Source organism: Streptomyces avermitilis MA-4680 = NBRC 14893 (assembly GCF_000009765.2).
Lineage (GTDB): Bacteria > Actinomycetota > Actinomycetes > Streptomycetales > Streptomycetaceae > Streptomyces > Streptomyces avermitilis.
Window position 1 is genome coordinate 1,049,773 of record NC_003155.5, and the last position, 25,704, is coordinate 1,075,476.

General features: G+C 69.0%; 20 protein-coding genes and 1 pseudogene. 9 read left to right on the top strand and 12 right to left on the bottom strand.

The features are described from left to right. Nucleotides 1-682: 682 nt before the first annotated feature. Nucleotides 683-1,213, top strand: coding sequence for a chloramphenicol phosphotransferase CPT (cpt, locus tag SAVERM_RS04860; RefSeq protein ID WP_010982315.1), 531 nt, complete (start codon nucleotides 683-685; stop codon nucleotides 1,211-1,213). A gap of 629 nt (nucleotides 1,214-1,842) precedes the next feature. Further along, a complete protein-coding gene (locus SAVERM_RS04865; protein WP_010982316.1) occupies nucleotides 1,843-2,340 on the top strand; it encodes a cupin domain-containing protein in 498 nt (165 codons plus the stop codon). A gap of 802 nt (nucleotides 2,341-3,142) precedes the next feature. Here SAVERM_RS04865 and ku read toward each other — a convergent pair. Further along, nucleotides 3,143-4,102 carry a non-homologous end joining protein Ku gene (ku, locus tag SAVERM_RS04870; protein ID WP_010982317.1) on the bottom strand — a complete coding sequence of 320 codons (960 nt, stop codon included), beginning with the start codon at nucleotides 4,100-4,102 and terminating at the stop codon, nucleotides 3,143-3,145. A gap of 392 nt (nucleotides 4,103-4,494) precedes the next feature. Then, a complete protein-coding gene (locus tag SAVERM_RS04875) occupies nucleotides 4,495-4,716 on the bottom strand; it encodes a helix-turn-helix domain-containing protein (protein ID WP_439654042.1) in 222 nt (73 codons plus the stop codon). Nucleotides 4,717-4,945: 229 nt separating this feature from the next. Between SAVERM_RS04875 and SAVERM_RS04880 the strand changes: the two genes are divergently transcribed. Further along, the gene (locus SAVERM_RS04880) at nucleotides 4,946-6,070 is read left to right on the top strand and encodes an FAD-dependent oxidoreductase (protein ID WP_010982319.1); all 1,125 of its coding nucleotides are present in this window, start codon (nucleotides 4,946-4,948) and stop codon (nucleotides 6,068-6,070) included. A 185-nt stretch (nucleotides 6,071-6,255) separates the two neighbouring features. Here SAVERM_RS04880 and SAVERM_RS04885 read toward each other — a convergent pair whose 3' ends face one another. Beyond that, nucleotides 6,256-6,984: a TetR/AcrR family transcriptional regulator gene (locus SAVERM_RS04885; protein WP_037651579.1), complete on the bottom strand. Its 729-nt coding sequence runs from the start codon at nucleotides 6,982-6,984 to the stop codon at nucleotides 6,256-6,258. Between the two features lie 89 nt (nucleotides 6,985-7,073). Between SAVERM_RS04885 and SAVERM_RS04890 the strand changes: the two genes are divergently transcribed. The 3 genes from SAVERM_RS04890 (at nucleotide 7,074) to SAVERM_RS04900 (ending at nucleotide 10,051) form a co-directional block, all read left to right on the top strand. Continuing rightward, nucleotides 7,074-7,934: an SDR family oxidoreductase gene (locus tag SAVERM_RS04890; RefSeq protein ID WP_010982321.1), complete on the top strand. Its 861-nt coding sequence runs from the start codon at nucleotides 7,074-7,076 to the stop codon at nucleotides 7,932-7,934. A 150-nt stretch (nucleotides 7,935-8,084) separates the two neighbouring features. Then, nucleotides 8,085-9,068, top strand: a complete 984-nt coding sequence (locus tag SAVERM_RS04895) for an IS481-like element ISSav7 family transposase (RefSeq protein WP_010982322.1) — start codon at nucleotides 8,085-8,087, stop codon at nucleotides 9,066-9,068. 653 nt (nucleotides 9,069-9,721) lie between these two features. Continuing rightward, the gene (locus SAVERM_RS04900) at nucleotides 9,722-10,051 is read left to right on the top strand and encodes an antibiotic biosynthesis monooxygenase family protein (RefSeq protein WP_010982323.1); all 330 of its coding nucleotides are present in this window, start codon (nucleotides 9,722-9,724) and stop codon (nucleotides 10,049-10,051) included. A 237-nt stretch (nucleotides 10,052-10,288) separates the two neighbouring features. Here the strand turns inward: SAVERM_RS04900 and SAVERM_RS04905 are convergent, their stop codons facing one another. After that, nucleotides 10,289-10,885: an MBL fold metallo-hydrolase gene (locus SAVERM_RS04905; RefSeq protein WP_010982324.1), complete on the bottom strand. Its 597-nt coding sequence runs from the start codon at nucleotides 10,883-10,885 to the stop codon at nucleotides 10,289-10,291. Nucleotides 10,886-11,348: 463 nt separating this feature from the next. Between SAVERM_RS04905 and SAVERM_RS04910 the strand changes: the two genes are divergently transcribed. Then, nucleotides 11,349-15,413 (top strand): discoidin domain-containing protein, encoded by a 4,065-nt coding sequence (locus SAVERM_RS04910; protein WP_010982325.1) that lies wholly within the window; start codon nucleotides 11,349-11,351, stop codon nucleotides 15,411-15,413. Between the two features lie 129 nt (nucleotides 15,414-15,542). Here SAVERM_RS04910 and SAVERM_RS04915 read toward each other — a convergent pair. Together SAVERM_RS04915 and SAVERM_RS04920 are read right to left on the bottom strand one after the other, a co-directional pair. Further along, nucleotides 15,543-17,026: pseudogene (locus SAVERM_RS04915) on the bottom strand (alpha/beta hydrolase). A 122-nt stretch (nucleotides 17,027-17,148) separates the two neighbouring features. After that, nucleotides 17,149-17,589: an NlpC/P60 family protein gene (locus SAVERM_RS04920; RefSeq protein WP_037651582.1), complete on the bottom strand. Its 441-nt coding sequence runs from the start codon at nucleotides 17,587-17,589 to the stop codon at nucleotides 17,149-17,151. Between the two features lie 330 nt (nucleotides 17,590-17,919). Between SAVERM_RS04920 and SAVERM_RS04925 the strand changes: the two genes are divergently transcribed. Beyond that, on the top strand, nucleotides 17,920-19,743 hold the full coding sequence (locus SAVERM_RS04925; protein ID WP_010982328.1) for a hypothetical protein: 1,824 nt from the start codon (nucleotides 17,920-17,922) through the stop codon (nucleotides 19,741-19,743). 289 nt (nucleotides 19,744-20,032) lie between these two features. Here the strand turns inward: SAVERM_RS04925 and SAVERM_RS04930 are convergent, their stop codons facing one another. The 5 genes from SAVERM_RS04930 to SAVERM_RS43035 all read right to left on the bottom strand — a co-directional run bounded on the left by SAVERM_RS04930 (nucleotide 20,033) and on the right by SAVERM_RS43035 (nucleotide 23,693). Continuing rightward, complete coding sequence (locus SAVERM_RS04930) at nucleotides 20,033-20,635, bottom strand: cadmium resistance transporter (protein ID WP_037651603.1); 603 nt, start codon at nucleotides 20,633-20,635, stop codon at nucleotides 20,033-20,035. A 275-nt stretch (nucleotides 20,636-20,910) separates the two neighbouring features. Next, entirely contained in the window at nucleotides 20,911-21,246 is a 336-nt protein-coding gene (locus SAVERM_RS04935) for a DUF6234 family protein (protein ID WP_010982330.1), read from the bottom strand. Nucleotides 21,247-21,881: 635 nt separating this feature from the next. Then, nucleotides 21,882-22,085 carry a cold-shock protein gene (locus SAVERM_RS04940; protein ID WP_010982331.1) on the bottom strand — a complete coding sequence of 68 codons (204 nt, stop codon included), beginning with the start codon at nucleotides 22,083-22,085 and terminating at the stop codon, nucleotides 21,882-21,884. A 495-nt stretch (nucleotides 22,086-22,580) separates the two neighbouring features. Beyond that, a complete protein-coding gene (locus SAVERM_RS04945) occupies nucleotides 22,581-22,952 on the bottom strand; it encodes a hypothetical protein (RefSeq protein ID WP_174514661.1) in 372 nt (123 codons plus the stop codon). Between the two features lie 507 nt (nucleotides 22,953-23,459). Beyond that, nucleotides 23,460-23,693, bottom strand: a complete 234-nt coding sequence (locus SAVERM_RS43035) for a hypothetical protein (RefSeq protein ID WP_010982333.1) — start codon at nucleotides 23,691-23,693, stop codon at nucleotides 23,460-23,462. 830 nt (nucleotides 23,694-24,523) lie between these two features. On the opposite strand from SAVERM_RS43035, the gene SAVERM_RS04955 reads away from it, so the two are divergent. After that, complete coding sequence (locus tag SAVERM_RS04955) at nucleotides 24,524-25,099, top strand: TerD family protein (RefSeq protein ID WP_010982334.1); 576 nt, start codon at nucleotides 24,524-24,526, stop codon at nucleotides 25,097-25,099. A gap of 175 nt (nucleotides 25,100-25,274) precedes the next feature. Here the strand turns inward: SAVERM_RS04955 and SAVERM_RS04960 are convergent, their stop codons facing one another. Then, nucleotides 25,275-25,634: an alpha-amylase gene (locus SAVERM_RS04960; protein ID WP_010982335.1), complete on the bottom strand. Its 360-nt coding sequence runs from the start codon at nucleotides 25,632-25,634 to the stop codon at nucleotides 25,275-25,277. Between the last annotated feature and the right edge of the window lie 70 nt (nucleotides 25,635-25,704).

Here is a 25,704-nt window from a genome sequence, read left to right on the forward strand (position 1 = left end):
AGCCGCCCGAGGGGTTCGTCGGCGAGACCGTGAAGAGAGCTTGGGCGGCGCGCAGTTGACGGGTTTCGGGCTGGTGGCCAGGGGCCTGCTTCGAGGGGCCGATGCGGGCGATGCGCCTTTGAAGGGAGCGACGTGCGGCGGCTTCGCCAACCGGCCGCTCCCAGATCGCCAACTGGAGAAGCTGCCGCGTCTCAGGGCGCGGGAAGCCGTTCCCACTCAGCGACAGGACCGTCCCCACCACCTACCGGAGCCGCCCGCTCGTACCTCTCGGACCCCCCCACCACCACGGTCGGCTATCGCCGCCGTCCCCAGAAGCGGTGGCTGGGTCGTTCACTCGGGGGGAGCACGGGCTGCTCCGGCAGCCCGTGCGGCCGCACCTCATTCACGCAGCTCAACGCCGGCGTCCTCTCCAGCCGTCGCGATCAACGAGTCAGTGGGAACCGCACGAGACGCAGCGCCGTCCTCCGCCCCCTCTCAGACAACGATCTCCACTGCTTGCGGCCTTGGGAACGGCAGGATGTCCCATCCAGCCCATTTCCCTGAGGCCTGAGGCCTGAGTTCACGGGAGCGCGGCGGCTCGCTACCGCTTTGACCGGGAAGGTTCACCGGGTTGCAGGAGGCGGGCAGCGTGCGCGGAAATCCGTTTCGAGGGGTGCTGCGGTGCCACTACTCTGGCGCGGTGATGGCTGACGTGATCGTTCTCAACGGTGGTTCCAGCTCGGGGAAGTCCGGGATCGTCCGGTGTCTGCAGGCGGTCTTGCCTGATCCGTGGCTGGCTCTCGGGACCGACACGCTGGTTGACGCGATGCCCGCGTCCATGCAGGCCTCTGATGCGGGGATCGAGTTCGCTCCGGACGGAGAGGTGATCGTCGGACCGGAGTTCCGGACGCTGGAAGCGGCATGGATCGAGGGGGTCGCCGCGATGGCCCGTGCGGGCGCCCGGGTCATCGTCGACGAGGTCTTCCTCGGCGGAGCGGACTCGCAGCAGCGGTGGCAGAAGGCTTTGCGCGACCTGCGGGTGCTGTGGGTCGGCGTCCGCTGTGACGGTGCCGTTGCCGCAGGCCGTGAGATCGCACGAGGCGATCGGGTCATCGGGATGGCCGCGTCGCAGGCGGATGTGGTCCACCGGGGCGTGGTCTATGACCTCGAGGTCGACACCACACATGCCGAGTCGATGGAGTGTGCACGGGCCATCGCCACACATGTCAGGTGATCGACGGCCCGGCTGCCTGTCGAATGACCCGGCACCGTGCTGATCAGGCCGCTAGGTGGCGGGTCGGCGGCCGCCACGGGGCTTTGGGGACGCTTGTCTCCTCCGCCCACGCGACAACCCTCCCCCTTGCCTTGGGCCGTGCTTTAGCCGAACCGAACTGGTCAGGTGTAGTCGATGCCGCTGACAGCGCTGCTGCCGTCGCCACCGGCGGTAGCGTTGCCGGTCCTGTCCGTCTGCGCCGATCCGCTGCCCCGGCCCTGCAGGCACTCAACGCCGGTGACAGCCGAACTTACCGCCCCTGCAACATGCCGCCCCTCCCTCGCCCCAACGCATCCGCTGCCAGTCGGCTGACGGTCCACTCCTTGTGGCGGGATGTAGTCGGATGGGCGCCCCTGTTTCATGACATGGGCCGCGGCCTGGAGGACAAGGGCTCTACGCACGTGGGGAAGTTCACCGAGGACGCGGACTCCGTCGGCCATGCCCTCGATGCGCGCCCCGCGCACCGGCCGCCAGATTGACCCATGATTTCACGCCTTCAATGCACCCTCACATGGGTCTCTCCGGAGCCTAGATTCAGTGGTGTCGCCGGGAACACCGGTCGGCGCAACTACTGAGCCCCAGGAGTGACCATGACGTTCACCAGTGCCCCGAAGCCCGTCCTCGTCCGCGCCGGCGAGGCCGAGACACTGCAGGACGGTGCAACCAGCCTGATCACGCTGCTGGCCGACGCGAACACCACCGGCAGTGCGCTGACCGCCAACCGCGCGACGCTGCACAAGGGCTCGCCCGGTGCTCCCGCACACTTCCACACCCGGGCAACCGAGATGTTCTACGTGCTCAGCGGATCCATGCGGATCCTGCTCGACGACCAGGTCCTCACGCTCGGCCAGGGCGACTTTCTGACCGTCCCGCCGACCGTGCCGCATGCCTTCGCCCCGGCCCCGGACAGCGAGGCCGAGATGCTCGTCGTCTTCACTCCGGGGATGGACCGGTTCGACTACTACCGGCTGCTGGAGCGGGTGTACCAGGGCGAGGCCTCGGTACAGGACATCCGCGACAGCTCCGAGCAGTTCGACAACCACTACTTCGAGAGCCCCGTCTGGCAGCAGGAACTCGCCCGGCGCTGAACTCACGATCCGATCGCCTCCCGCAGAGCCCGGGCAAGGGCGGCCCGGCATGAACCCGTCCCGGCCGGCTCAAGGGCGGTGGCGTCCGGGTCGCAGGCCGGGGCCGCATCGTCGCGGCGACCGCCACCAGCCCGACGCGCCGCGCGTGCGTGGCCACGCGGCGGTCGTATCGGCCGCTGACCCCGCACCGCGCATTCCGTCACCTCGAGAGCCTCATTTCGTCGGTTCCCCGCACAGGGGCCCAGTGGTGCGAGCCAGCTCGCACGGGTCACGATTGCACGCAGTCGGCGAAGAGGGGGTGCCCTTCCGGGAGATCGCTGAGGCCATCGGCCGTCAGTTGAAGCTGCCGGCCGTCAGCATCGCCACCGAGGACGCAGGCAAACACTTCGGATTTCTCGGCCCCTTGGTGTCGATAGACAACCCGACGTCGAGCGCGTTGCCGCAGGGGCCGCCTGGGATGGCGGCCGACGAACCTTCCGCTGACCGCGGACATCAAGGACGGCCACTACTTGATGGCTGACCATTCCAGAGGTGAGCCGGCCGGGTGACGCCCCCGAGCCGCGCTCCGTACGAGCCGCTCGACACGGCAAGCCACCCCGCGGAGGGCCGTACCACCGCTCTCGGGACGCTCAGCGCTTCGCTTGGCAAAACCGAGCGTGCAGACGCCAGGGAGTGTCGGTGGTTCTGAGCCGCACCAAGGTGGTTCTGAGCCGCACCAACCTGCGGGGGTGGGCCACGGCCCAACTCGGGGCGGAGGCCCACAGACAGACAGCTTCGCAGCCGGTCGCGGCCGTGGCCGCGCCTACGCGCTGCGCCGCGGTTTCTTCGGCGTCGTCTTCTTGGCGGCCGTCTTCTTCGTGGGCTCCTTCGCCGCAGTCCTCTTGGCCGACGTTTTCTTGGCGGGCTGCTGCTTCGCCGTCTTCCTGGCCGCGGTCTTCTTCCGCGGCAGCTCGTGCACGTCCGCCTCGCCGCTTTCACCGCGGGAGGCCTTCGCCTTGGCCACGGACTGCCGGAGGGCGGCCATCAGATCCAGCACCTTGCCCGGCTCCTCCTCCGTCTCACGCGCTTCAGGAGGGGCGTGCCCCTCCTGTTTCGCCTCGATGACCTCGTGCAGGGCTTCGGTGTAGTGATCCTGGAACTCCTCGCCCTCGAGGTCGTCGCGGGTCAGGCGGTCGATCAGCTGCTCGGCCTCGGTGATCTCATCCTCGGACAGCTCTATTCCCTGCGGGGCCAGTTCCGACGGGTCGCGGATCTCGTCCGGCCAGCGCATCGCATGCAGCACGATCGCCTCCTCCCGCACCCGCAACATGCCCAGACGCTCGCGCCCACTCCAGGCGTACTTCGCCACCGCCACCTTCGACGAACGCTCCAGCGCCTGGCGCAGCAGTTTGTAGGGCTTGGCCGCCACCTGCCCGTCCGGTTGCAGGTAGTAGCCCTCCCCGATCCCCATCGGGTCGATCGACGCCAGCGGCACGAACGCCTCGATCTCGATCGCTTTCGCCGTCGGCAGCGGCAGCTCGCGCAGTTCCTCATCCAGCACCGGGATCACGGTGTCCTTCGACAACTCGTAGCCCTTGCCGATCTCGTCCTGCGTGACCTCACGGTCCTCCAGCTCGCAGTACTTGCGCACCCGAACCCGGCCCATGTCCTCCAGGTGGTACTGGTGAAAACGCACACTGTGGTCCTCCGTGGCACTCACCACGTGGATAGGGACGGTCACCAGACCAAAGCTGATCGCGCCTGACCAGATGGTTCGGGGCATGGCAGACCTCCACGTCGAACTCCGAGCAGCATCAGCCTACGAACCACTCCCCCATCCGGCATGCCGGGGTGCGGGCATGTCCCACATCACGCGGCGGGCAATACCGGCAGCGGAACAAGCGGAAGTCATTGACCGTTCATCTATACGTGTCCGCGGAGGGGACGGTGTCCCCGGGGCTCACCCCTCGCCCATGGGGACGATCGTCCGGCTGAAGCCCCATGGAGCACTCGCCGCGAGGCGATCGCTCTCCGCACGCCACCCCCTGACGGCCCCGGTCGGCCTCCCCCGACCGGCCGGGGCTCTCCACTTCCCGCGTCGCCCGCCCGCCGACCCGCTCAATACGAGGCGTATGGCTGCCAGTACGTCATCGACTGCGTCACCGACAGGGCCCGTTACCGCACGCTGTGGCCCTTGAGCCGTTCACGGACTGCGGCGGCCAGTTCCGCCTCGACGTCCTCGTCGCGGTCGAAGACCAGTGCCCCCTTGGTCGGGAAGTGCGCGAAGAGGGTCGTCGCCGATAGGTCGGCCTCTTCGGCGATATCGCGGACGCTCACTCGTTCGAAGCCGTGCTCCAGGAAGAGCTCCGGGGCGGCGTCGGCAATGGTCCGCCTCATCGCGGCCTTCTTGCGCTCACGACGGCCAACGGTCGGAGAGTCGGGCATGGCATCACGCATTCCGAAACTGGAGCGACACAGAAACTGTAACCGTTGCACTTATGGACTCGTTTCTGCTTTGGTGGTCTCCACAGGGGTTGCCGCCCCATGGAGGTCGCGGGGGTCGCGGCATCGGCCGTCGCCGCGCCGTGGCGTCACCGGGACCCCCGACCGACGAAAGGAATCCACCGTGGACTCTCCGACGCCCGCAAGTGCGCGGATCAGCATCATCGGTGCCGGCCCAGGAGGCCTCACGTGCGCGCGCATCCTGCAGCAGCACGGCATTCCGGTGACGGTCTACGACCGCGATCCGGAGGCGAACTCCCGCAACCAGGGAGGCTCGCTCGACCTGCACGAGGAAGACGGCCAACTCGCACTCCGTGAAGCGGGCCTGCTGGAGGAGTTCTTCGCGCTCGCCAGGCTCGAGGGCCAGGAAATGCGCCAGATGGACCCGGCGGGGCGCGTCCTTGACCACCATCTGCCGGACGAGGGCGAGACGGTCAGCCCCGAGATCGACCGCGGACAGCTTCGCGATCTCCTGCTGCGCTCACTCGTCGCGGGGACGGTTCAGCGGGGGCGCACTCTCGAATCGGTGAGCGGACCGGCCGACGGGCCGCGAACGCTGACGTTCACCGACGGGACGGCCGTTGAGGCGGATCTTGTGATCGGTGCGGACGGTGCCTTCTCCCGCGTCCGCACTGCCGTGTCGTCGGCGACACCGCGCTACACCGGGGTCAGCTTCCTCGAGGCATGGTTCGACGACATGGAGCACGCGCACCCCGAGCTTTCCCAACTGGTCGGGAAAGGCAGTGCTCACATCGCCGACGGCGAGCGTGGCCTCTTCGCGCAGCGCAACAGCGGAGGCCACATGCGTGTCTACATCATGCAGCGCGTCCCCGTGGACTGGATCGCGGCGAACGGGCTTCGCCCCGAGGACACCGAGGGCATCCGCGGGCATCTGCTCAGCGAGTACGCGGCCTGGTCACCGCAGATACTCCGGATGATCACTGACAACGACGGCGCCTACGTCGACCGTCCGCTCTTTGCCCTGCCGGTGCCGCACATATGGGAGCACTCGCCCAGCGTGGCGCTCCTGGGAGACGCCGCACACCTCATGCCGCCGCTCGGCGTCGGCGTCAACCTCGCGATGCTCGACGCCAGCGAACTCGCGCTCGCACTCGTCCACTCCTCCACCATCGACGACGCTGTACACAGCTACGAGAAGTCGATGCTCCCGCGCTCGGCCGACATGGCCCAGAAGCTCGAAGGCGGCGCTGAGCATCTTCTGTCCGTGCCCGACTCCGACGAGATCTAGCTGTATTGACCACGAGCGTTGTTAACAGTGGGCGGCGGAGACGTGATCAAGGCTGGAGGCGCGTTATGGGCAAGGGGGAGCCAGCCGGAGCCGTGTGGTCGCCCACTGTCTCATCTGGTGGACACCGCTTCATCGCACGATCTCTCCTCGGAAGGTTCAACCTGCACGAGGGCGCCTGAGCGCGATCAGGCATGCGGCGCGCCACCGTCCGCCGCCAGGCGCGTGAGCCACTCACGCAGCAGGCGCTGCTCGGCGTCGCTCAGGACATCGGCGTCGTCGGGGAGGGCGGCGCGCAGCGCGCGGGCCGCTGCGGCGGGACCGGACTCCGCGGTGGGGACTGTCGGCTCGGCGCGGGTGACGGCCGCGACCATGGACTCGCGCAGGACGGTCAACAGCGCCGGATTGCGGCGGTCCGCAGGGGTGGAGTGCCAGGTGGTGACCGCCCCCTGGCCGGTGGCCTGGATGATCTGGGCGGCCAGCTCCTCGTCGACCCGCAGCCATCCCCCGGCCGCCAGCCGACGCACCCGCCCATGGAGGATCTCCAGGCCCGCGCGGTGTGCTGCGTCCGATCCCCGGCCGGTGGCCCTGTTCATCACCGCGAACAACTCGGGGCGACAGACCCCGAACTCGACCACCATGTCCCAGCCGCGGCGCAGCTCCTCCACCGGGTCCTGCGGAGCGGGGTCGAGCTGCGCGCGCTTTCTCTCCAGGAACTGCGCGTAGCCGTGCTCGGCGACGGCCTCAAGGAGCCCCTCCTTGTCGCCGAAGAGGCGGTAGATCGCCGGCGGCTGCATTCCGGCCGCGGCGGCGACCGCGCGGGTGCTCATCGCGTCAGGGCCACCGTTCTCCAGCAGCTCGACGGCCGCCTCGACGATGCGGCGCCGAGGGGTGTCGGTGGAGTCGCGCGTAGCCATGAACCGATGGTACCGAAGATTTGGTTCCACCGGAATTTCCAGTGTTACCGTTGAAGCGATTCCAGCGGAAATAGTGTCGGGAGAACCCAATGATCATCGTGACCGGAGCCACCGGAAAGCTCGGCCGCCGCATCGTCGAGCGCCTCCTGGAGCGCGTCCCCGCCGACCGCGTCGGCGTCAGCGTCCGCGACCCCCGCAAGGCCCAGGACCTCGCCGACCGCGGCGTCCGCGTCCGGCAGGGGAGCTTCGACGACCCCGCCTCGCTCGTGCACGCCTTCGAGGGCGCCGAGCAACTGCTCCTCGTCTCCCTCGACCGCACGGGCCAGGAGTGCGTCAGCGGCCACCGCGCCGCCATCGACGCCGCCGTGAAGGCCGGCGTCGGCCGCATCCTCTACACCAGCCAGATGGGCGCCGCCCACGACTCCCGGTTCCAGGCATGCCGCGACCACGCCCAGACCGAGGACCTGCTGCGCGCCACCGGCCTGCCCTGGACCGCGCTGCGCAACGGCTTCTACGCCTCCAGCGCCCTGCAGTTCCTGGAGTCCGCCCGCCACACCGGCGACATCGCCCTTCCCGCCGACGGCCCCGTCGCCTGGACCGGCCACGACGACCTCGCCGAGGCCACCGCGGCGATCCTCGCCGAGGAGCACCGCTTCGAGGGGCCCACCCCGCCGCTCACCGGCCCGGCGGCGCTGGACTTCGACACCGTCGCCGAGATCGCGTCCCAGACCACCGGACGGCCCTTCACCCGCACCGTCGTCCCCGACGACGCCTTCCGCGAGCAGGTCCTGGCGCACGGCGCCCCGGCCCCGATCGGCAACCTGATGCTGAGCATCTTCGCCGCGGCGCGGAATGGCGAGTTCACCGCTGTCGACTCGACGCTGGCCGAGCTGATCGGGCGAGAGCCCGCCACCTTCCGCACCCAGCTGGAGCATGCCTGGGCCGAATAGATCCAGTGGGGCGCGCAGACGGCCCCGGCCTGACTCGCCGCCCACAAAAGGCTCGCCCTCTATCGCCCGAGGACGTCGATCACCAGATCGGCGGCCTCGGGCACAAACTCAGACTCCGCATCAGATTCCGCACCATCCCAGAGGTTTCCCGTGCCCCACCCCCATGCCCGGCTGACCGTCCACGGCAGACGGCTCCTCGTCGACCGGGTCCGCGCTGGCAGGCCCATCGCCCACGTCGCCGAAGAAATGGGCATCTCCCGCACCACAGCCCACAAATGGGTCCGGCGCTGGCGAGCCGAAGGCGATCCGGGGTTGTATGACCGTTCCAGTCGACCCCTGACGACACCGCACCGAACCCCTGCCGATGTCGAGAATCGCATCTGCGAGCTACGACGCGACCGCAAGCTCGGTCCTGCACGGATCGGCCCGGTCCTGGGCATACCCAGCTCGACGGTCCACCGTGTCCTGACCCACTACGGCCTGAACCGGTTGCGCTGGATGGACCGGCCCACCGGTCAGATCATCCGACGCTACGAACGATCACATCCCGGCGAACTGGTCGACGTCGACATCAAGAAGCTCGGCAACATTCCAGACGGCGGCGGACATCGGATCATGCCCCGCCAGCAGGCCGCGGGCAATCGGCAGGCCACAACTGACGTGCGTAGGGGCGGCAGTCCCGTGATCGGCTACAGCTTCGTTCACACAGCCGTCGACGATCACTCCCGGCTCGCGTACAGCGAGGTTCTGACCGACGAACGCAAAGAGACCGCGGCCTCCTTCTGGCAGCGCGCGAATACCTTCTTCGCCGAGCACGGCATCAGCGTCGAGCGCGTCCTCACCGACAACGGCTCCTGCTACAGATCCCGCCTGTTCGGCCAGACTCTCAGCGCCACCGGCATCGTCCATAAGCGCACGCGCCCCTATCGCCCGCAGACGAACGGCAAGGTGGAGCGCCTAAATCGCACCCTGCTCGACGAATGGGCATACGTGCGCCCGTACTCCAGCAACGCCGAACGCACCGAAGCCCTGACGGACTTCCTCCACACCTACAACTACCACCGGTGCCACACCGCACTTGACGGCCAACCACCCATCAGCCGCGTCAACAATCCTGCGGGTCAATACATCTAGCGGTTCGGTCAAGCCCAGTCCTGACGCGCGTCGCCCCCGGCTCAACGCCGGCTTCGTCGTCACGACGCTGGACTGCCGTCTTACGCCTGACCACCCCTATCCGACGCCCGTCGAGGACGTCATCGCGGCCGGGGAATACCTGGAGGTGCGCATGGACGTGGACGGCGAAGGAGCGCGAGGCCTACGCCAACGACCTCGACCACCGCTGCTTCCACGGCTGCTGCTCGATCGGCGACGACAACCTGTGGGGCGTCAACCCCCGCCGCAGGGGCACGGCCAACGCTCTCGCGGCACCCACATCGATCCACGCCGCCCGCCCCGATGGCGTCTCCCGCCACCCCGATGTCCTGGCCGCCCAAGACGTCGTCCTGGAAGCCCGCAAGAACTTCGATCACCGGGCCACCCCGGTCCCACAACCCCTTCCACGACGGTCCCCGTCCGGCAGCACACCCGGCGATCAGAAACCCGACGGACCGTCACGGTCACCGCAGTGGACGGCCTCCCGGCTCAGGCTGGAGTGGGCGGCACCGGAACCGCGGACGCCGTCGGGTGCGCCGATGCCGGTCCCGCCCCAGGAGGCGCGGCGGCCCGCGAAAGCGCGTCATGCACGAGCCGCTCCCCGTCTGCCGACCGCCGTGCGGCAGGATGGGGCCATGAGCGTAGTCAAGATCAACGTACTGACCGTCCCCGCCGAGCAACGGGAGACGCTGGAGAAGCGCTTCGCCGCCCGTGCGCATGCCGTGGAGAGTTCCGACGGGTTCGAATGGTTCGAACTCCTCCGCCCCGTCGAAGGCACCGACGACTATCTCGTCTACACGCGGTGGCGCGACGAGGAGTCCTTCCAAGCCTGGATGGAGGGCCCCATGAAGGCGGCCCACCAAGGCGGCAACGCGGAGAGCGGCGAACGGCCCAAGCCGGCGGCGAGCGGCTCCACGCTGTGGTCCTTCGAGGTCGTGCAGCAGGCGGCACCGAAGAGCTCGTAGACAGGATGACGCGGGCGGTACAGCCATACCGGGCCGGTACCTGCTGGTACTTCTGCCTCACTGTCCTGCCCCGTCAGCGCTTCGCCCTGCATGCCCCGTCAGCGCCATGCCCTGCATCCCCCGTCGCACCACCGTCGCCGGGGGCATGCGGGCTTGGGCATGCGGGCTTGGTCTGCGATGACCGCCGCGTCAGGAGCATCTGAGCACGTCGGCAACGAGTTCGAGTTTGGACATCAGCTAGACCGACTCACCGGGTGCCAGGTATCGGTAGCCGCTGTCGGTCTCCCCGGCGAGCCAGCCGTTGACGCTGCTGAGGCCGCGATCGTTGATCTGGGCGTCGTGGATCGGGAACGCCCGTTGCGGTTTGATCGTCTTCACGAAGTGGATCGCCTCCGCCGTCTTCATCCACGATCCCTGGGCCGGGACCAGGAGCGTCTCGACCGGCTGCTCGGGGACGTGCAGTGAGTCACCGGGGTGGTAGATCGCCTCGTCGATGATGTAGCCGGGGTTCGCGCAGTCCGGTTGGCCGCCGTAGATGAACGCGTGACGCCCGCCAACCGCTCGTACGCGGAAGCCGGCGGCGGTGAACTCCGCATCGGAGGGCACCCCGGTGACTTCCAGCCGTGGAATGTTCGCTTCGGCCGGGGCGTAGACGGGCACGCCGAGCCCGGCCAGGCGCAGGACATCGATGTGATCGGCGTGTTCGTGGGTCACCAGCACGGCGTCCGCGCCGGTCAGGGCAGCCGGCTCGCTCCACATCCCGGGGTCGATGACCAGCACCCGGCCATCATGTTCGAGCCGTACACATGCGTGGGTGTATTTCGTGATCCGCATGGCGTCCCAACGTACGCCGGCCGCACCACCCCGCGCCCGCTGATCCCAGGCTGAACAACTGCCCCCTTGACCGCGCGGGCCCTGACAGAGCCGATCGCACACCGGGTCCAGTCGAGTTCGCCGTCGGCTTCCCACTCCATCCCCGTGTCGCCGTCGTCCACCGCCCCGCGGACGCACCGGCGACGACGGCGTTACCCGCTGAGTCAGCTCCCGTAGACCGTCGGGCACCACGCGCTCAACATCTGCCAGAGAGTCCCGGCAGTGACCGCGTGGAAGCAGCGGGGCGAGATGCCGGACCTGAACGCGACGCCGGTCCAGGCGGACCGTGCGGGAACTCTTGACAGGGGCCGGACGAGACTGGAGCCTTTGGCAACGTTGTCATCTCATCGAGCACAGAGGTCACTTGCTCCCCACTGGGGCTGTCTGGATTCCTCTGGGGCCATCTGGATTGGACCCACCGCACATGTCGACTCAGCCGCCGCGCCCTTCCCGTCGCTCGGTCCTGGCCACCGGTTCAACTCTGCTTGCCGGCTTCGGACTTGGCGTCACACTCCCCCAGACCAGCTACGCGGTCACGCCGTCGAGGCCCACCGGCGAGCGGGGTGAACTCGCCACCTATCGCCCGGTATCCGTTTCGTCCACCGACTACGCGCCCACGCCCGCCGAGTTCGTCGTGGACAAGGTCAACTCCGTGGGCGTGAAGGGCACAGGCTGGCGTGCCGCCGACGGTGATCCGCAGTGGATATCGGTGGATCTGCAGACGGACTGCACGGTCGACTCCGTGCACCTCACCTTCGAGGCGACGGCCGACGACCCGGTCTTCGTGCCCTCCACCAGCGGCAATCCCCGCGATCGCACGACCGGTCAGGAGGTCCTGTCCAGTTGCGCGGTGGAGTTCGTCGTCGAGACGTCGCGGGACCACCACGCGTGGACCACCGTCCACCGGACCACGTCCGGCAAGGGCGGCATGGTGGAGATCCCGCTGGACAAGCCGGTCACCGCGCGCTGGGTGCGGTTGACCGTGACCAAACGCTCCAACGCCAACCCGCTGGGCCTCAACGGCTTCGAGGTCTACGGCTCGGCGGGGGGACACCGCCCGTCGGCCACCGGCTGGACCGACTGGGGCACCCACGACCACCGGGCGCCCGCGCTCAAGGCGGCCGCCGACGGCACGGTCCCGTTGGAGTCCGGCTGGACGCTGACCATGGACGACTGGGCCGGCGGGAAGGGCGCGCAGCTGTCCCGGCCGGACGTGGACACGAGCCGCTGGCTGCCGGCGACCGTCCCGGGAACGGTACTGGCCTCGCTGGTGGACCAGGGCCATCTGCCGGACCCGGTGGCCGGCTTCAACAACCTGCACATTCCGGAGGCCCTGTCCCGGCACTCGTGGTGGTACCGACGCGGCTTCGAGCTGCCGCGCGCCTTGCGCACCGGTCCGGGCCGGCACATCTGGCTGGAGTTCGACGGTGTCAACCACACCGCGGAGATCTGGCTCAACGGGCAGAAGGTAGGCGGTCTGACGTACCCCTTCGCCCGTTCCTCCCACGACGTGACGAAGATGCTTGCCGGGAACGGCGAGCAGGCCCTGGCCGTCAAGATCACCCCCATGCCGTTCCCCGGCAGCCCAGGGGACAAGGGCCCCGCCGGGCTCGCCTTCGTGGACGCCGGCGCCACCATGATGAACCAGAACTCGCCGACGTACCTGGCCGCTTCCGGCTGGGACTGGATGCCGGCGGTGCGCGACCGTGTCTCCGGCATCTGGAACCACGTACGGCTGCGCTCCACCGGCCACGCCGTCATCGGCGACCCCCGGGTGGACACGAAGCTCCCCGACCTGCCCGACACCTCCAGGGCCGAGGTGACGATCGTGGTGCCGGTGCGCAACGTGGGCTCCGCGAGCAAACGGGTCACCGTCACGGCCGCCTTCGACGACGTACGGGTCTCCCGGTCCGTGACGGTGGCCGGCGGCGAGAGTGCCGACGTCACCTTCGCGCCCTCCACGTACGCCGCGTTGCGGCTGCGCGACCCCGAGCTGTGGTGGCCCAACGGCTACGGCCGCCCCGACCTGCACGACCTCACGCTGACCGCCTCGATCGACGGCGAGGAGAGCGACCGGCGCACCACCCGGTTCGGCATCCGGCAGTTCGGCTACGAGTACACGGTGCCGCTGCCGTTCGGCGGGAGCAGCGACCGGTACACCCAGCCGGTGCTCCTGGGCGTGCAGAAGGCGCGGTACGTACGGATCAAGTGCCTGACCCGGGCCACAGATTGGGGCTTCTCGCTGTGGACCCTGTCGGTGGTCGACAGTACGTCGGCCGGTACCGACCTGGCCCTGCACAAGACCGCCACCGCCTCCACGGAGGACTCCGGCAACACGGCGGCCAAGGTCACCGACGCCGACCCCGGCTCCCGCTGGTCCTCTGCCTTCGAGGACGGCCAGTGGATCCAGGTCGACCTCGGGTCCGTCGCCGCCTTCGACCGGGTCGATCTGACCTGGGAGAAGGCGTACGCCAAGACGTTCGTCGTGCAGGTGTCGACGGACGGCTCGACGTGGACCGACGCACGGTCGGTGGACAACGGTGCGGTTCCGCTGCCGTTCAACAGCGGCGCCGCGAGCCTTCAGACGGTGGACTTCGCCGCCCGCACCTCACGGTACGTGCGGATCAACTGTGGTGCTCGGGCGACCAGTTGGGGCATTTCGCTGTGGACGCTGTCGGTGGTCGACAGCTCCTCCCCCGGTACCGACCTGGCCCTGCGCAGGACCGCCACCGCCTCGACGGAGGATTCCGGGAAGCCCGCCTCCAACGCCACCGACGGCAACCCCGACTCCCGCTGGTCCTCCGAGTATCAGGACGACCAGTGGATCCAGGTGGACCTGGGCTCGTCCGTCTCCTTCGACCGGGTCGCGATCGTGTGGGAGCAGGCGTATCCGAAGACGTACGTGATCCAGGTGTCGGACGACGGTGACGCGTGGACGGACGTGAAGTCCGTGGACAACACCCCGGACCCGTTGAAGATCAGCGTCAACGGTGTCCGGGTCTTCTGCCGCGGTGGCAACTGGGGCTGGGACGAGTTGCTGCGCCGGATGCCGGCCGCCCGGATGGACGCGGCGGTGCGGATGCACCGCGACATGAACTTCACCATGATCCGCAACTGGGTCGCGTGCAGCAACCGGGAGGAGTTCTTCGCCAGTTGCGACGAGCACGGCCTGCTGGTGTGGAACGACTTCCCCAACGCCTGGGCGATGGACCCGCCGGACCACACGGCCTACAACGACCTGGCGCGGGACACCGTGCGGCGCTATCGCATCCACCCCAGCGTCGTCATCTGGTGCGGCGCCAATGAGGGCAATCCGCCCGAGGCCATCGACAAGGGCATGCGCGAGGCGGTCCGGTCCGAGGCGCCCGACGTCCTCTACCAGAACAACTCGGCGGGCGGCATCGTCACCGGCGGCGGCCCCTACGGCTGGGTGGAACCTGAGCGCTACTTCTCCCCCGCCACCTACGGGAGCGGCGATTTCGGCTTCCACACCGAGATCGGCATGCCCGTGGTGTCCACCGCCGAGAGCATGCGCAACCTCGTCGGCGACGAGCCGGAGTGGCCGATCAGCGGCGCCTGGCTCTACCACGACTGGAGCACCCGGGGTAACCAGGCCCCGCAGAACTACCGGGCGGCCATCGAGACCCGGCTCGACACCGCCGAGGACCTCGACGACTTCACGCGCAAGGCGCAGTTCGTCAACTACGAGAACGCCCGCGCCATGTTCGAGGCGTGGAACCAGAACCTCTGGCAGGACGCCAGCGGCCTCATGCTCTGGATGTCCCACCCGGCGTGGCACAGCACGGTGTGGCAGACGTACGACTACGACTTCGACGTCAACGGCATGTACTACGGGTCCCGCACGGCATGCGAACCCGTCCACGTCCAGGCCGACCCCAAGAACTGGCAGGTCATCGCGGTCAATCACACCCCGCGGAGGCTCAAGGACGTGACGGTCACGGCCCGCGCCTACGACCTGGGCGGGAAGCAGCTCGGTTCGACCCGGCGCGCCACGGTGAGTGTCCCCTCCTCCGCCACGGCCGAGGCATTCACCGCCGCGTTCGCGAGCTCCCTGCCGGACTTCCACCTCCTGCGCCTCAGCCTTCAGGACGGCCGAGGTCGCCTCCTGTCGCAGAACACCTACTGGCGCTACCGCCGGGCATCCGACATGAAAGCGCTCAACAAGGCGCGGACGGTGCGGGTTTCCGCCGACATCGGGCAGGTGACGCGTGCGGGATCGCGGCGCACGGCGACAGCCAGGATCCACAACCGCGGCTCGGCCGTCGCGGCGATGGTGAGGCTGTCACTTCTGGACAGCAGGACCGACGCCCGCGTGCTGCCGACGCTGTACAGCGACAACTACGTGTGGCTGCTGCCCGACGAGTCACGTACGGTCACGCTCTCCTGGCCTGCCGACGCACTCCCTTCGGGCCGGCCCGCACTGCGTGTCGAGGGCTACAACGTGCCGCGGACGGTGGCCCGTTCGTAGCTACGTATCGCTACGTATCGCTACGTATCGCTTCTGTGGGTCGAGGCAGTCCCAACTACGCCGGGATCATCCGGCTCGGTCACCGTAGGCGGCCCTGCTGGCCTCGATCGCTTGATCGCCCGGGCATCCCTAGCCGCAGTAGGTGTCCCGGTGGGGGCGCTCCCCCGTCGCCAGGTAGTGGGAGACGGTTCGGTCGCCGCACTCGTTGCCGTTGGCGAGGTAGGCGTCGTGACCGGTGGAGTTCACGGTGACCATGGTGGCGCGTTCGCCGAGGGCGTTGCGGAGTTTCAGGGCGCCGCTGAGCGGGGTGGCCACGTCCCGCCGGTTCTGGATGAGCAGGATGTTGGACGGGCCGTGGCCGGTGATCCGTACCGGGGGCTCCTGCGGTGTGAACGGCCAGGCGGCACAGGGCATCGCGTTCCTGGTCATGCCGGCGGTCAAGGGGTACGCGGCCCGGCTCTTGGCAACGTCCTTCTCGTACGCGGCTGCCGTCTTGGGCCATTCGATGTCGTTGCAGAGGGTCCCGGCGCCGACCGCCGCGGCGTTCTGCAGCACCGACTCCGGCGGCGCCTGGGGCGCGGGCGGTACGGTGCCCTGCTGGGCGGCCAGGATCAGCCGGGCCAGGCCGGGGAAGCCGCTGGGCGCGTAGAGGCTGTCCAGCATGGTCTGGCGCAGCACATTGCCGTTCAGCTCCTGCGGATTGGCGCCGGGCCAGGGGATCGGCTCGCGGTCCAGCTTCTCGGCGAGGCGGAGGAAGAGCGGCCGTACCTCGGACGCCTTCTCGGCCAGCCGGTCCGGGTTGCCGGGCGCCGAGGCCCACTCGGCGAACTCGGGGAAGGTGTCCTCGACGCCGGCTTCGTGCCCGGCGAGCCAGGCGCGGGCCACCCGGGTGTGGTCGGGGTCGTCATTGCTGTCCAGCACGATGCGGTCGGTGCGGTGCGGGAACAGCTGGCTGTAGACGGCGCCGACATACGTCCCGTACGAGACACCCCACGCGGACAGTTTCTGCTCGCCGAGCGCCGCGCGGATGCGGTCGATGTCGCGAGCGTTGTTGGCGGTGCTGATGTGGCGGATCAGGTCGCCGCCGTTGCGTGCGCAGGCATCCGACATTCGCTGGGCGGTGACCATGTTTTCGGTGATCGACCCGTCGGGGGCGGGCCAGGGCCGTAGCTTCGAAGTGGCGAGGTCGCCGTACTCGAGGCCGCAGGTGACCGGGGTGGAGCGGCCCAGCCCCCTGGGGTCGAACCCGATCAGGTCGTACGCGTCCCGCACCTCCTGCGGCAGCTTTTGGCCTTTGCCCGATGGGTTGTTGAGGCTGGAGCCGCCGGGCCCGCCGGGGATCAGGAGCAGTGCGCCACGACGCGCCTGCGGCTTCTCGCTGGGAATCCGCGAGATGGCCACGCTGATCTTCGCGCCGCCCGGGTTGGCGTAGTCCATCGGCACCTCGAGAGTCGCGCACTGCTGGCGGGGGTCGAGCCCGCTTCCCTCGCATGTCGCCCAGTCCAGGGGGCGGGCGCACCTGTGGTGGAAGCCGTCGCAGTGAGTGGCGCGGTGAGACTGAGGACGACCGCGGAGGCGGCGAGAAGGGCCGCGTTTGTCTTGATCTTCATCATGCAGACGAGCTTCGCTGATGCTCCGCGGCAGCCCCATCCTGCCAACTGGCCTGTGTGCACGGGGGTTTACCCCATCCCCAACCCCAGGCCGGCCTGACGGCTCATGGAGGGTGCCTCGGAGCCTATTCGAGGGTGTTCGAGCTCCTCCCGATCACCCGTTTGGTGCCTACCAGGACTCGGTAACGCTCCCGTGCCGCGAAGTCGGCCAGGCCCCACACGGTCGGGTGTCCGACCTCCGCGCAGAGGTGGAGGACTGCGTCGTCACCGGCCCAAACGCCGACGTGGGCGCCGTAGGCACTGGCAGAGGCGTTGAAGAGGAGCAGGTCGAGTGGCTGGGGGGCCGAAACACGGACGGTGGTCTCTGTGTCGCCCCACAGTTCGCTGGAGCGCAAGGGTGGCGGGGTCAGGCCGAAGAGCCCGAGCACCTCGTAAGCGAACAGTTGGCAGTTGCCGCCCGCCGTGAGGCCGGGCTGATCGGCCACGGTGGCCGCCCCTGGGAAACGTGCTCCGGCGTAGGGGACGGTCCAGAAGTCGGCCGGAAGCCGGGGCAGGATCGGTTCCATATCGCCATGATGTCCCCGGCCGCTGAGGGCCCCAACCCATATTCGGTGAGAGTGGTCGGACTTCGGCGAGAGGGGACGTCCCGGTCCGGAGCCTGCGGCCGCAACCCCGAATCCGCCGAGAGGCGCGTGCACTTCATCGGCACAGGGGCCTGTACGTCGGTGGTGGCCAGGGGGCGTCTGAACGTCGGTGGCGGCCAGAGTGCGTCCGAGCGTCGGTGGCGGGCAGGGGGCCTCTCCGTGATCCTCTGGCGCCCCTAATTCCTTCGACAGAGTGGAATCGAGCTGGCAGGCTGCGCGCATGATTTACGGAATCGAGTCCCGCCCCGCCCGGTGAGCGCCCAGGAAGAGCGCGACGCGCTCACCCTCCCGCTTGCCCTGTACGACTACGCCCTGCACCTGCTGCGGGAGTCCCGCGACGGAGTCCCGCCCCCGCGTGGTTACTCCCTCCCCCAGAGGCCCGAACCCGACGAGGCCCCACCGTCCCACGAAGCGGCGGAGATCGCCGTCCGGGAAGCACTGAGCCCACTACCGGAAGACTCCGCCACCCTGCACCGCCGCTTCGCCCGGCACGGCATCCGGGACCTCCACAAGCACCTGATCCGGTCCGCCGTCTTCAACCTGTCGCTGCCGAACGGGCAGCATGACGCGGCCCGTTCGCTGGGCCGACAGCTGACCCGGACCGGCACCACCGTCCCCGCCGTCACCGCGGGCCTTGCCCTGCTCATCCGATACGGCGAGCCCGAAGACGTCCCGTATCTCTCCGCCCTCGGCCTGCTCCGGGAGTTCACCCGCCCGGCGGTCGACGCCCTCGACCCCCTCGACCGCCAGTCCGCGGCCATCGTCTGGCTTGTCACCCACACCGGCCGCGACGAACTGCGGCCACTCCTTCGCGCCCTGTGGACAGGGGATCAGCAAGCCATCCGTACGGAGCTGGAGGCGTTCCCTGCCACACCCAGGTTCCTCAGTACCACGGCCGCCCGCCGGATCGCGGAGGCCACCCGGCTGCCCGATCTGCTTGACCACCACCCCTCCGACGCTGCCCTGCTCGCCCGGGCGGGCAGGCTCCTCGTGCGGATGGGATGCACGCGCGACAACCCGACCGACCTCCTTGTCTACCGTGACGCGCTCACCGTGTACGAACGTGTCGTCACACGGGCCGGCCTCCTGCCGCCGACCCTCGACCACCACGCCACCCTGCTCTCGCTCGCGCTGGATCTGAGCAGCGGCCCAGGCGTGCTGCTGGACTGGCCTCCGGGCCGGCGCGCGGCGCTGTTGGAATCACTCGGGCTGCTGCTGGCCGAACCCCGATGGGCCTCGCTGGCGGACACCGGCGCAGGCGAGGCGGACCAGCGGCTGCGGGCCGGCTGGATCCAGCGCACTGGGCGGCAGCCCTTCACACGCCCAGCCACGCCCGGCAGGCTGCGCGTGGAGGTCGTGGCGGGCGACCCCGTGGACCGGGAACCTGTCGAGACCCGCATCCTGGTCGACGGGCGTCCTCTCGTCCCGGCGGTCTTCGCCCGCGGTCCCGCCCGTTGCCCCGAGTACCTGCTGGACGAGGGCCGGCTCAGGGCCGGGCCGGAGCCCCGTGAGGTACAGCTCGCAGTGGCCTCCTGCACCGAGGGGTGCTGTGGCGCGCTCTATGTCACCATCCGACGCGACGGGGACCAGGTCGTGTGGGAGGGCTGGCGGCGGCCACCGACCATGCCGGGTTCCCGGGAGCCCGCGCCCGCACTGCCTGCCTACCGGTTCGACGCCGCCGCCTACGACGCGGAGGTCGCCCGGGCGGAGACCGACCGCTCCTGGCCCTGGCCGGCCCGCAGCACGGCCCGCCTGATCAAAGCGGGGCTGATGGAACGGCCGGAGTTGCTGAGCCGGTGGGATGCCCGTCGGGGCTGGATCAGCAGTGGCTTCGACGACCCGGACACCACCGTGGTGACCTTCTGGTACGTGCCGGGACTCGCCGCCGGGAAGCCGGTCGGCGACCCGCTCCAGTTCCGCTGGGTCGTGCCGGACGACGGCACGCCGCCCGAGGCACAGGCCGCCGCCGCCCTGCGCCGGCTGGCCGAGGAGGACCCGAAGACCTACGGGCAGGTGTGCGGCGGCAGCCGCGAACGCGCCGAAGAGCTCGGGTTCGGCTGGCCCGATCGCGCCTGAGCAGCCCGAGAGCGTCCGTAACCGGGGTCACCGGGGTCCGAACCGCACCGACACGCACCCATGACCTGCGGATCGCCGACACACCTGGCGAACCGCCGGCCAGGATCTCCCCCGCTGTCGCCGTGCCGACAACCGAACGCCGTGCAGAACTGTCTGAAACGCCGTGGCACCGAACTTGAGCGGACGGTGCGAGGTGCACGCGCGGCGACGGTTTGGCCGGCGCCTCCCGACAATGCCGTCGTTGCCGGGCGGTCACCCCGCCAGGGCGTGGCCTGCTGGTGGAGTCGGCTCAGATGCCGAAGGCGCCGCCCTGGACGAGGATGAGCAGGCCGATGGTGATCAGAACCAGCGGCAGCAGGACGTGGCCCCAGCGGCTGAGGGCCTTGGCGATGACCGGGCGGGTGGCGAAGAACCTGCCCGCGAAGCACCAGATGGCGACCAGGACGAGAAACACGACGGCGTACACGCTCATCCCGCCGACGCCGGCGGTGGCGAACACCGGGACGTAGACACCGATGTTGTCGCCTCCGTTGGCGAAAGTGACGGCCGCGACCTCCAGCGGGCTCGGCCCGCCTCCCTTGGCATCAGCTTCCTCGGTGTCCTCGCCGTCGCGGTGGTTCTTCCAGGCCTGCCAGGCTGCCTTGAGGCCCAGGGCGAGCGGCAGCAGTCCGAGGTAGGGGATCGCAGATTCGGGCAGGAACGTGGCGCCGAACGCCGCGGCGATGGCCACGGCGAGGATGGCGGTGAAGCCGAGGTACTGGCCGATCACGATCTTGCGGGTGGATCCGCGGTGCCCGGCGCCCTGGGCGAAGAAGAGCGCCAGGATCAGGATGTCGTCGATGTTGGTGACGGCGAACAGTCCGGCTGCCTGCCCGATGATGCCCAGGTTCACGAACCAGCCCACTCTGCTCAGACGCCAATGACTGGATGACCCTACTCGGGGCCCTTGGGTCCCTTGGGTCCCTCGGGGCCCTCGGGGCCCTCGGGGCCCTCGGGGCCGAACGAGGAGCGGTGGCCGTCCTCGCGAGCCTGATCAGACTTGGCTGTCACAAGACCGGCCGGTGGTCCAACTTCGGGGCGATCGGTCCAGGTTCGCTGTCACCGTACAAGGTCTGCTGTCACGGAAACTTGCCCCCTGCTGAGGGTTACATCGAGTTTCGCGAAGGGTCACCGCGTGGTCGGCGAGTCGTCGCCGCAGCCCATGCCCGCGTGACATGCGTTCCGATAAGAGTCCTCGTAAACGCGCTCCCCGGGAGCTTTCAGGCACAGCGTGGTCCCGCAGATGACGATGAACATCACAGCCTGGCTGACAGCGACCGCGCGCATGCGCCGGATCCCGGCCACGGCCATGGCAACCAGGGCGGCGATCGGTACGACCGCGGCCTTCTTCAGGTAGGGGCCCGGCGGGTCGCCATGATGCTGTGGGTCCCATGACCAGTAGGACCCCATCCAGGACAGGCCGATCAAGGCGAGGATTGCCATCTCGACGACGACCAGGGCCACGGCCAGTCCCCTACCGGTGCGTTCAGAGCTCACGTCCACCAAGCGACCATCACCCGAGCCGATGCGCCGCGTCGTGAGTACCCGTACTCAAATGCGCCGTCAGAGGACAGGAAGTCCTTCCCTCGCAGGCTGTCCTGCCTGAACGAAGGCCAGGCCGCGGCCGATGCGATCGCGAGGGGGTGGAAGCTGATCATCGACTGAACAGGTGTGCTTGGCCCGGGGCGATGTGCGGTCGGCTCAACCAGGGCCCGGTCGAAACCGGTCGACACCGGTCGGCACCAATCGACTGCGGTCGCTGCTGGCGGTCCTGCCGCTGGTCCGGCCGGTTCCCGGACGGACGTCCGGTGCTGGCGGTGGACGTCTCGTCGTGGCTTGGGTCGGACGCCCGTGCTCGCGGGAGGGACTGGTGTGCACGTCTACGGCCGGGCGAAGACGGCCTCGCGGTTCATCCCTGACTGGCCGTAGTCTTTCTTCGCCGTGCTGGAGATGGGCGCCCCTCCTGGACACAGGTCAAGGCCGAATTCGCCTTCTGGAGCGGGAGTTGGCCGAGAACCCGGTCAGCAGCGAAAGGCGGGCAGTCGTCGGTACGCAGAACGCCTGCCCCGCCGGAGGCGGGGCAGGCGTCACGATGCAGCTCAGGCGGGGGTGATGTTCTCCGCCTGCGGGCCCTTCTGGCCCTGGGTGACATCGAAGTTCACCTTCTGGCCTTCCTGAAGCTCACGGAAGCCCGAGCTGGCGATGTTCGAGTAGTGGGCGAAGACGTCCGGGCCTCCACCGTCCTGCTCGATGAAGCCGAAGCCCTTTTCCGAGTTGAACCACTTGACGGTACCGCTGGCCATTTGCCCTCCAAGGGACGTGAAAGTCGGTTCCCGCACCGCGCGGGAACCGGAGGTGATCGCCCTGGTCCTCAGAGGCTTTGAACAGCAAAACGCCCGTGAACTCGCGCTCACGGGCGACCGGTACTTCGGAACCATGACAGCTAGACCAGACGCTACACCGAGTCTTCGCTGCGCACCACGGGAATTCCAGTCTCGTGTGGTGTAAAGATCACCGCTGTGGAGCCCGCACAGCTACGTCCGGGCCGCAGGGCCGCTACGTCCGGGCCACAAGGCCGCCCATGGGTGAGTTCGCAGTCCCGCGCCGCGCACCGGCTACCGCCTGTCGGCCGCACCCCGCTGGCCTCGCGGTGCCGAGACGGCAGTCCTGCGCCGCCAACCCATCCGCGCCCGCATCCCTTACCCGCGACCAGCCGGCAGCCCACGCCGAATTTCCATGTTCTTCCACCTCTCCTGTCTTCCAGGCAGGGGGAGAGGCAGACGCCCTTGTGTTACCGGTCAGGCGGCAACCGGGGCCGGGACAGGCAGTGCCCGCCGTACGTGGGAGCACAGCCCGTCCTCCCCCTTCGTCGGAAGGCGCATCCGCCGCTTGAAATCACGTGTGGTTGGCAGACCCAGGGCGCTGCGCCAGGCCATACCGGGATGCCGGAACCGTAGGTGAGCCAGGGCCCGGGCGCCCAGTCCAGTGTCATGGAAGCGCTCCTCGATGACCACGCCGGTGACCACGGCCTCCGCACACGCCGTACAGATGCGGTAGTCGACCCGCCCGACGACTTTGCGGACGTGGACAAGGAGCAGGTACTCCTCACCACCGCCGGTATCCCCCGGGGTGCGGGAGGACAGGAACTCGACATCGCGGTAGGCGATCATCCGAAGGCGTAGTCGGCCGGTGATCCGAGCCTTCCGCCGGTGCCTGCCACTCCCCAGGCCGACGACTGGTGTCTCGCCCGCGGGGGCCGGGTTGAACGCATTGCTCGTGGGACGCGCATGGAGTGCTGGCATGAATGCCCGTGTGCCCAAAAGCTGCCCTTCTAGCCCTTCACGGCCCAGATCGACAAAGAGCCGACGGCCGGCCGGTTCCAGGACCGCTCAAGGGAGGCAACGGATGCACTGAGATGCACTGACTGCACCCCGGTGGTGGCTGATCACGAGCCGGGCGGACTTCTTGTCGAAGTCCTTGGCCCTGGCGACCTTGAGGTCAGCCATGCTGTCCCATCGGCGGCGAGGCCAAGGGCGACGGCCTGCCCCAGACTCCGGCCTTACGCAGGTCTGATGATCGTTGCGGTGACGCCCCCAGCCCGGGAGGACCGGGAGGCGAGGCCGGGGGCCCGGGGGCGGTCCTCCTGCCGCCGGTGCACCTCGACATCCTCGGGGTCCTCAGCCGTCTGTCCAGCGCCGGACATCGCCGTCGGCGGCGCCACGGCCGACGCTGCGCATTCGGCGTCCGGCGTCGGGCGTCCGGCCGCAGGCAATCGACGTCCACTGAAGTGGGCGCCCGCCCCGCCACTCCACCCCACTGGGATCGTCGAGCAGCTCGCCGGGGTCGGGCGGGCCGGCGGCGGCCTCGAGGAACACCACCAGGTCGTGGGCGGAGCGAGCCAGGCCCAGCATCTCGTCCCGGCCGCCTCTGTGCGCTGATCTCGGCGCGGCAAACTGATCTTGGCGCGGCGGGACGGGCCGCGGTCAGCGGCTTCGGGTTGCTCCCCGCCGCCGTTGCGCAGACGAGGAAGAAGGCGGCGGGAAGGCCTCCCCCTCCTCTTCGTCTTCCAGTGGCGACAGATCGACGGTGTAGAGCGGCTGGAGGAACAGATCGCGGTACTGCGGTACAGCTGGCGAGCCTGCTGCACCGTGCAGGGGACGCGCGGGATCGCGGTGGGAAGAGGCAGCAGGCATGCACAACCATCCGGAGTCGAGGGCCGCGCGAATCCAAGGGGAGCCATCGACCCGTGACTACCGGTATCTGTTTGCTCCGCGCGCGGTAGCCCTATTAGACCCTATTGGCGGTCGGCAGGACGTCAGCGGGCGGTGTGAGTGGCTGGGGGAGTTGCAACATCGCGTGGCGCGCCGCCGCCCGCGAAGGGCGGCGAGGCTGCCCAGCCCGGCCATCGCGAGGCCGCCAGGACGGATCGGCCGAGCACCGGGTGCACGCCGACGGCCAGTGTGGCGGCTGCGCGAATTGCGTTGAGACACAGGCGCCCTGGGGTGCTCTCGATGTGCCACGCCCCCCCGTGACCGCCCGCTTCGCCTACAGGCCGGTCAGAATCGTCATCCCCACCGTCTTGACCTGTCACGCCGTCCGTCCCCACCCCCAACGGACGTTCCACCGTGGTGACATGACGGGCCACAGCTCACGCTTTCTTCTACATTGATGTAGATTTTTCTTTCGGTCCACCCCGCTCGGGCGCGTATGCCCGGTCGACGGCAACACGGAGGAGAGCAGCGTGGGAGTTTCCCTGTCCAAAGGCGGCAATGTCTCGCTCAGCAAGGAGGCGCCGGGCCTGACCGCGGTCCTCGTCGGCCTGGGCTGGGACGTGCGGACCACCACGGGCACCGACTACGACCTCGACGCGTCCGCGCTGCTGGTCGACACCTCCGGCAAGGTCCTCTCCGACCAGCACTTCATCTTCTACAACAACCTGAAGAGCCCGGACGGCTCGGTGGAGCACACCGGCGACAACCTCACCGGTGAGGGCGAGGGCGACGACGAGTCCGTCAAGGTGAACCTCGCCGCCGTGCCCGCCGAGGTCGACAAGATCGTCTTCCCGGTCTCGATTCACGACGCCGAGAGCCGCGGTCAGAGTTTCGGCCAGGTCCGCAACGCCTTCATCCGCGTCGTCAACCAGGCGGGCGGTCAGGAGATCGCGCGGTACGACCTGTCCGAGGACGCCTCGACCGAAACCGCGATGGTCTTCGGGGAGCTGTACCGGAACGGCGCCGATTGGAAGTTCCGCGCCGTCGGCCAGGGCTACGCGTCGGGCCTGTCCGGCATCGCCTCCGACTTCGGCGTCAACGTCTGACGGCACCAACAAGCCCTCAGCGCCCACGCATTGATCCCCATGCTCCGCCCGCGCATTGATCCCCATCGCCAGATCGACACGATCTGGAGCTGAGCGCGGGCGCGGGGCATCCTCCGCGCGCATCCCGCGGTTGGGTGACGACAGGGCCTCCCGGCGCTGTCGTCACACCGATGCCCTACAGGCGGGGAGTCGCCTCCAAACGGCCGTCCTTCCGACCTGCGACCGCGCACAGGGCGACGCCGAGGACCGTGTTGCCCTGTGTTCCATAGCCCGGGAACGAGATGATGTCACCCGGGGAAGCGACACGGCAGGGGACGTTGGCTCCGTCGCGATAGACGACAGTCACGTCATACGCACTCGAGCAGTCGTTGGTGACAAACGTGTAGCGCCAGTCCGAGTTGATGTGCACGCAAGCGGGCGGGCTGTCCCAGCCTTCCTCTGCCTCGCGGGATGCCGCCTGCGCCGCCACGCCGGACGACACGGCGAGCAAGCCTGCCGTCAGCCCCGTGATGGTTGAACGAATGAACCGCCTCATGGCGCTGTTTCCCTTCACTTCGTGAACAGGAGTGCCATCAGCGTACGAGGGGCCGAGCGGCTCTGAAATA

Excerpts from the sequence above, each read along its gene's own strand:
- cpt (WP_010982315.1), top strand. The coding sequence starts at position 683 with ATGGCTGACGTGATCGTTCTCAACGGTGGTTCCAGCTCGGGGAAGTCC.
- SAVERM_RS04865 (WP_010982316.1), top strand. The coding sequence starts at position 1,843 with ATGACGTTCACCAGTGCCCCGAAGCCCGTCCTCGTCCGCGCCGGCGAG.
- ku (WP_010982317.1), bottom strand. The coding sequence starts at position 4,102 with ATGCCCCGAACCATCTGGTCAGGCGCGATCAGCTTTGGTCTGGTGACC.
- SAVERM_RS04875 (WP_439654042.1), bottom strand. The coding sequence starts at position 4,716 with ATGAGGCGGACCATTGCCGACGCCGCCCCGGAGCTCTTCCTGGAGCAC.
- SAVERM_RS04885 (WP_037651579.1), bottom strand. The coding sequence starts at position 6,984 with ATGGCTACGCGCGACTCCACCGACACCCCTCGGCGCCGCATCGTCGAG.
- SAVERM_RS04890 (WP_010982321.1), top strand. The coding sequence starts at position 7,074 with ATGATCATCGTGACCGGAGCCACCGGAAAGCTCGGCCGCCGCATCGTC.
- SAVERM_RS04900 (WP_010982323.1), top strand. The coding sequence starts at position 9,722 with ATGAGCGTAGTCAAGATCAACGTACTGACCGTCCCCGCCGAGCAACGG.
- SAVERM_RS04905 (WP_010982324.1), bottom strand. The coding sequence starts at position 10,885 with ATGCGGATCACGAAATACACCCACGCATGTGTACGGCTCGAACATGAT.
- SAVERM_RS04910 (WP_010982325.1), top strand. The coding sequence starts at position 11,349 with ATGTCGACTCAGCCGCCGCGCCCTTCCCGTCGCTCGGTCCTGGCCACC.
- SAVERM_RS04920 (WP_037651582.1), bottom strand. The coding sequence starts at position 17,589 with ATGGAACCGATCCTGCCCCGGCTTCCGGCCGACTTCTGGACCGTCCCC.
- SAVERM_RS04940 (WP_010982331.1), bottom strand. The coding sequence starts at position 22,085 with ATGGCCAGCGGTACCGTCAAGTGGTTCAACTCGGAAAAGGGCTTCGGC.
- SAVERM_RS04945 (WP_174514661.1), bottom strand. The coding sequence starts at position 22,952 with ATGATCGCCTACCGCGATGTCGAGTTCCTGTCCTCCCGCACCCCGGGG.
- SAVERM_RS43035 (WP_010982333.1), bottom strand. The coding sequence starts at position 23,693 with ATGCTGGGCCTGGCTCGCTCCGCCCACGACCTGGTGGTGTTCCTCGAG.
- SAVERM_RS04960 (WP_010982335.1), bottom strand. The coding sequence starts at position 25,634 with ATGAGGCGGTTCATTCGTTCAACCATCACGGGGCTGACGGCAGGCTTG.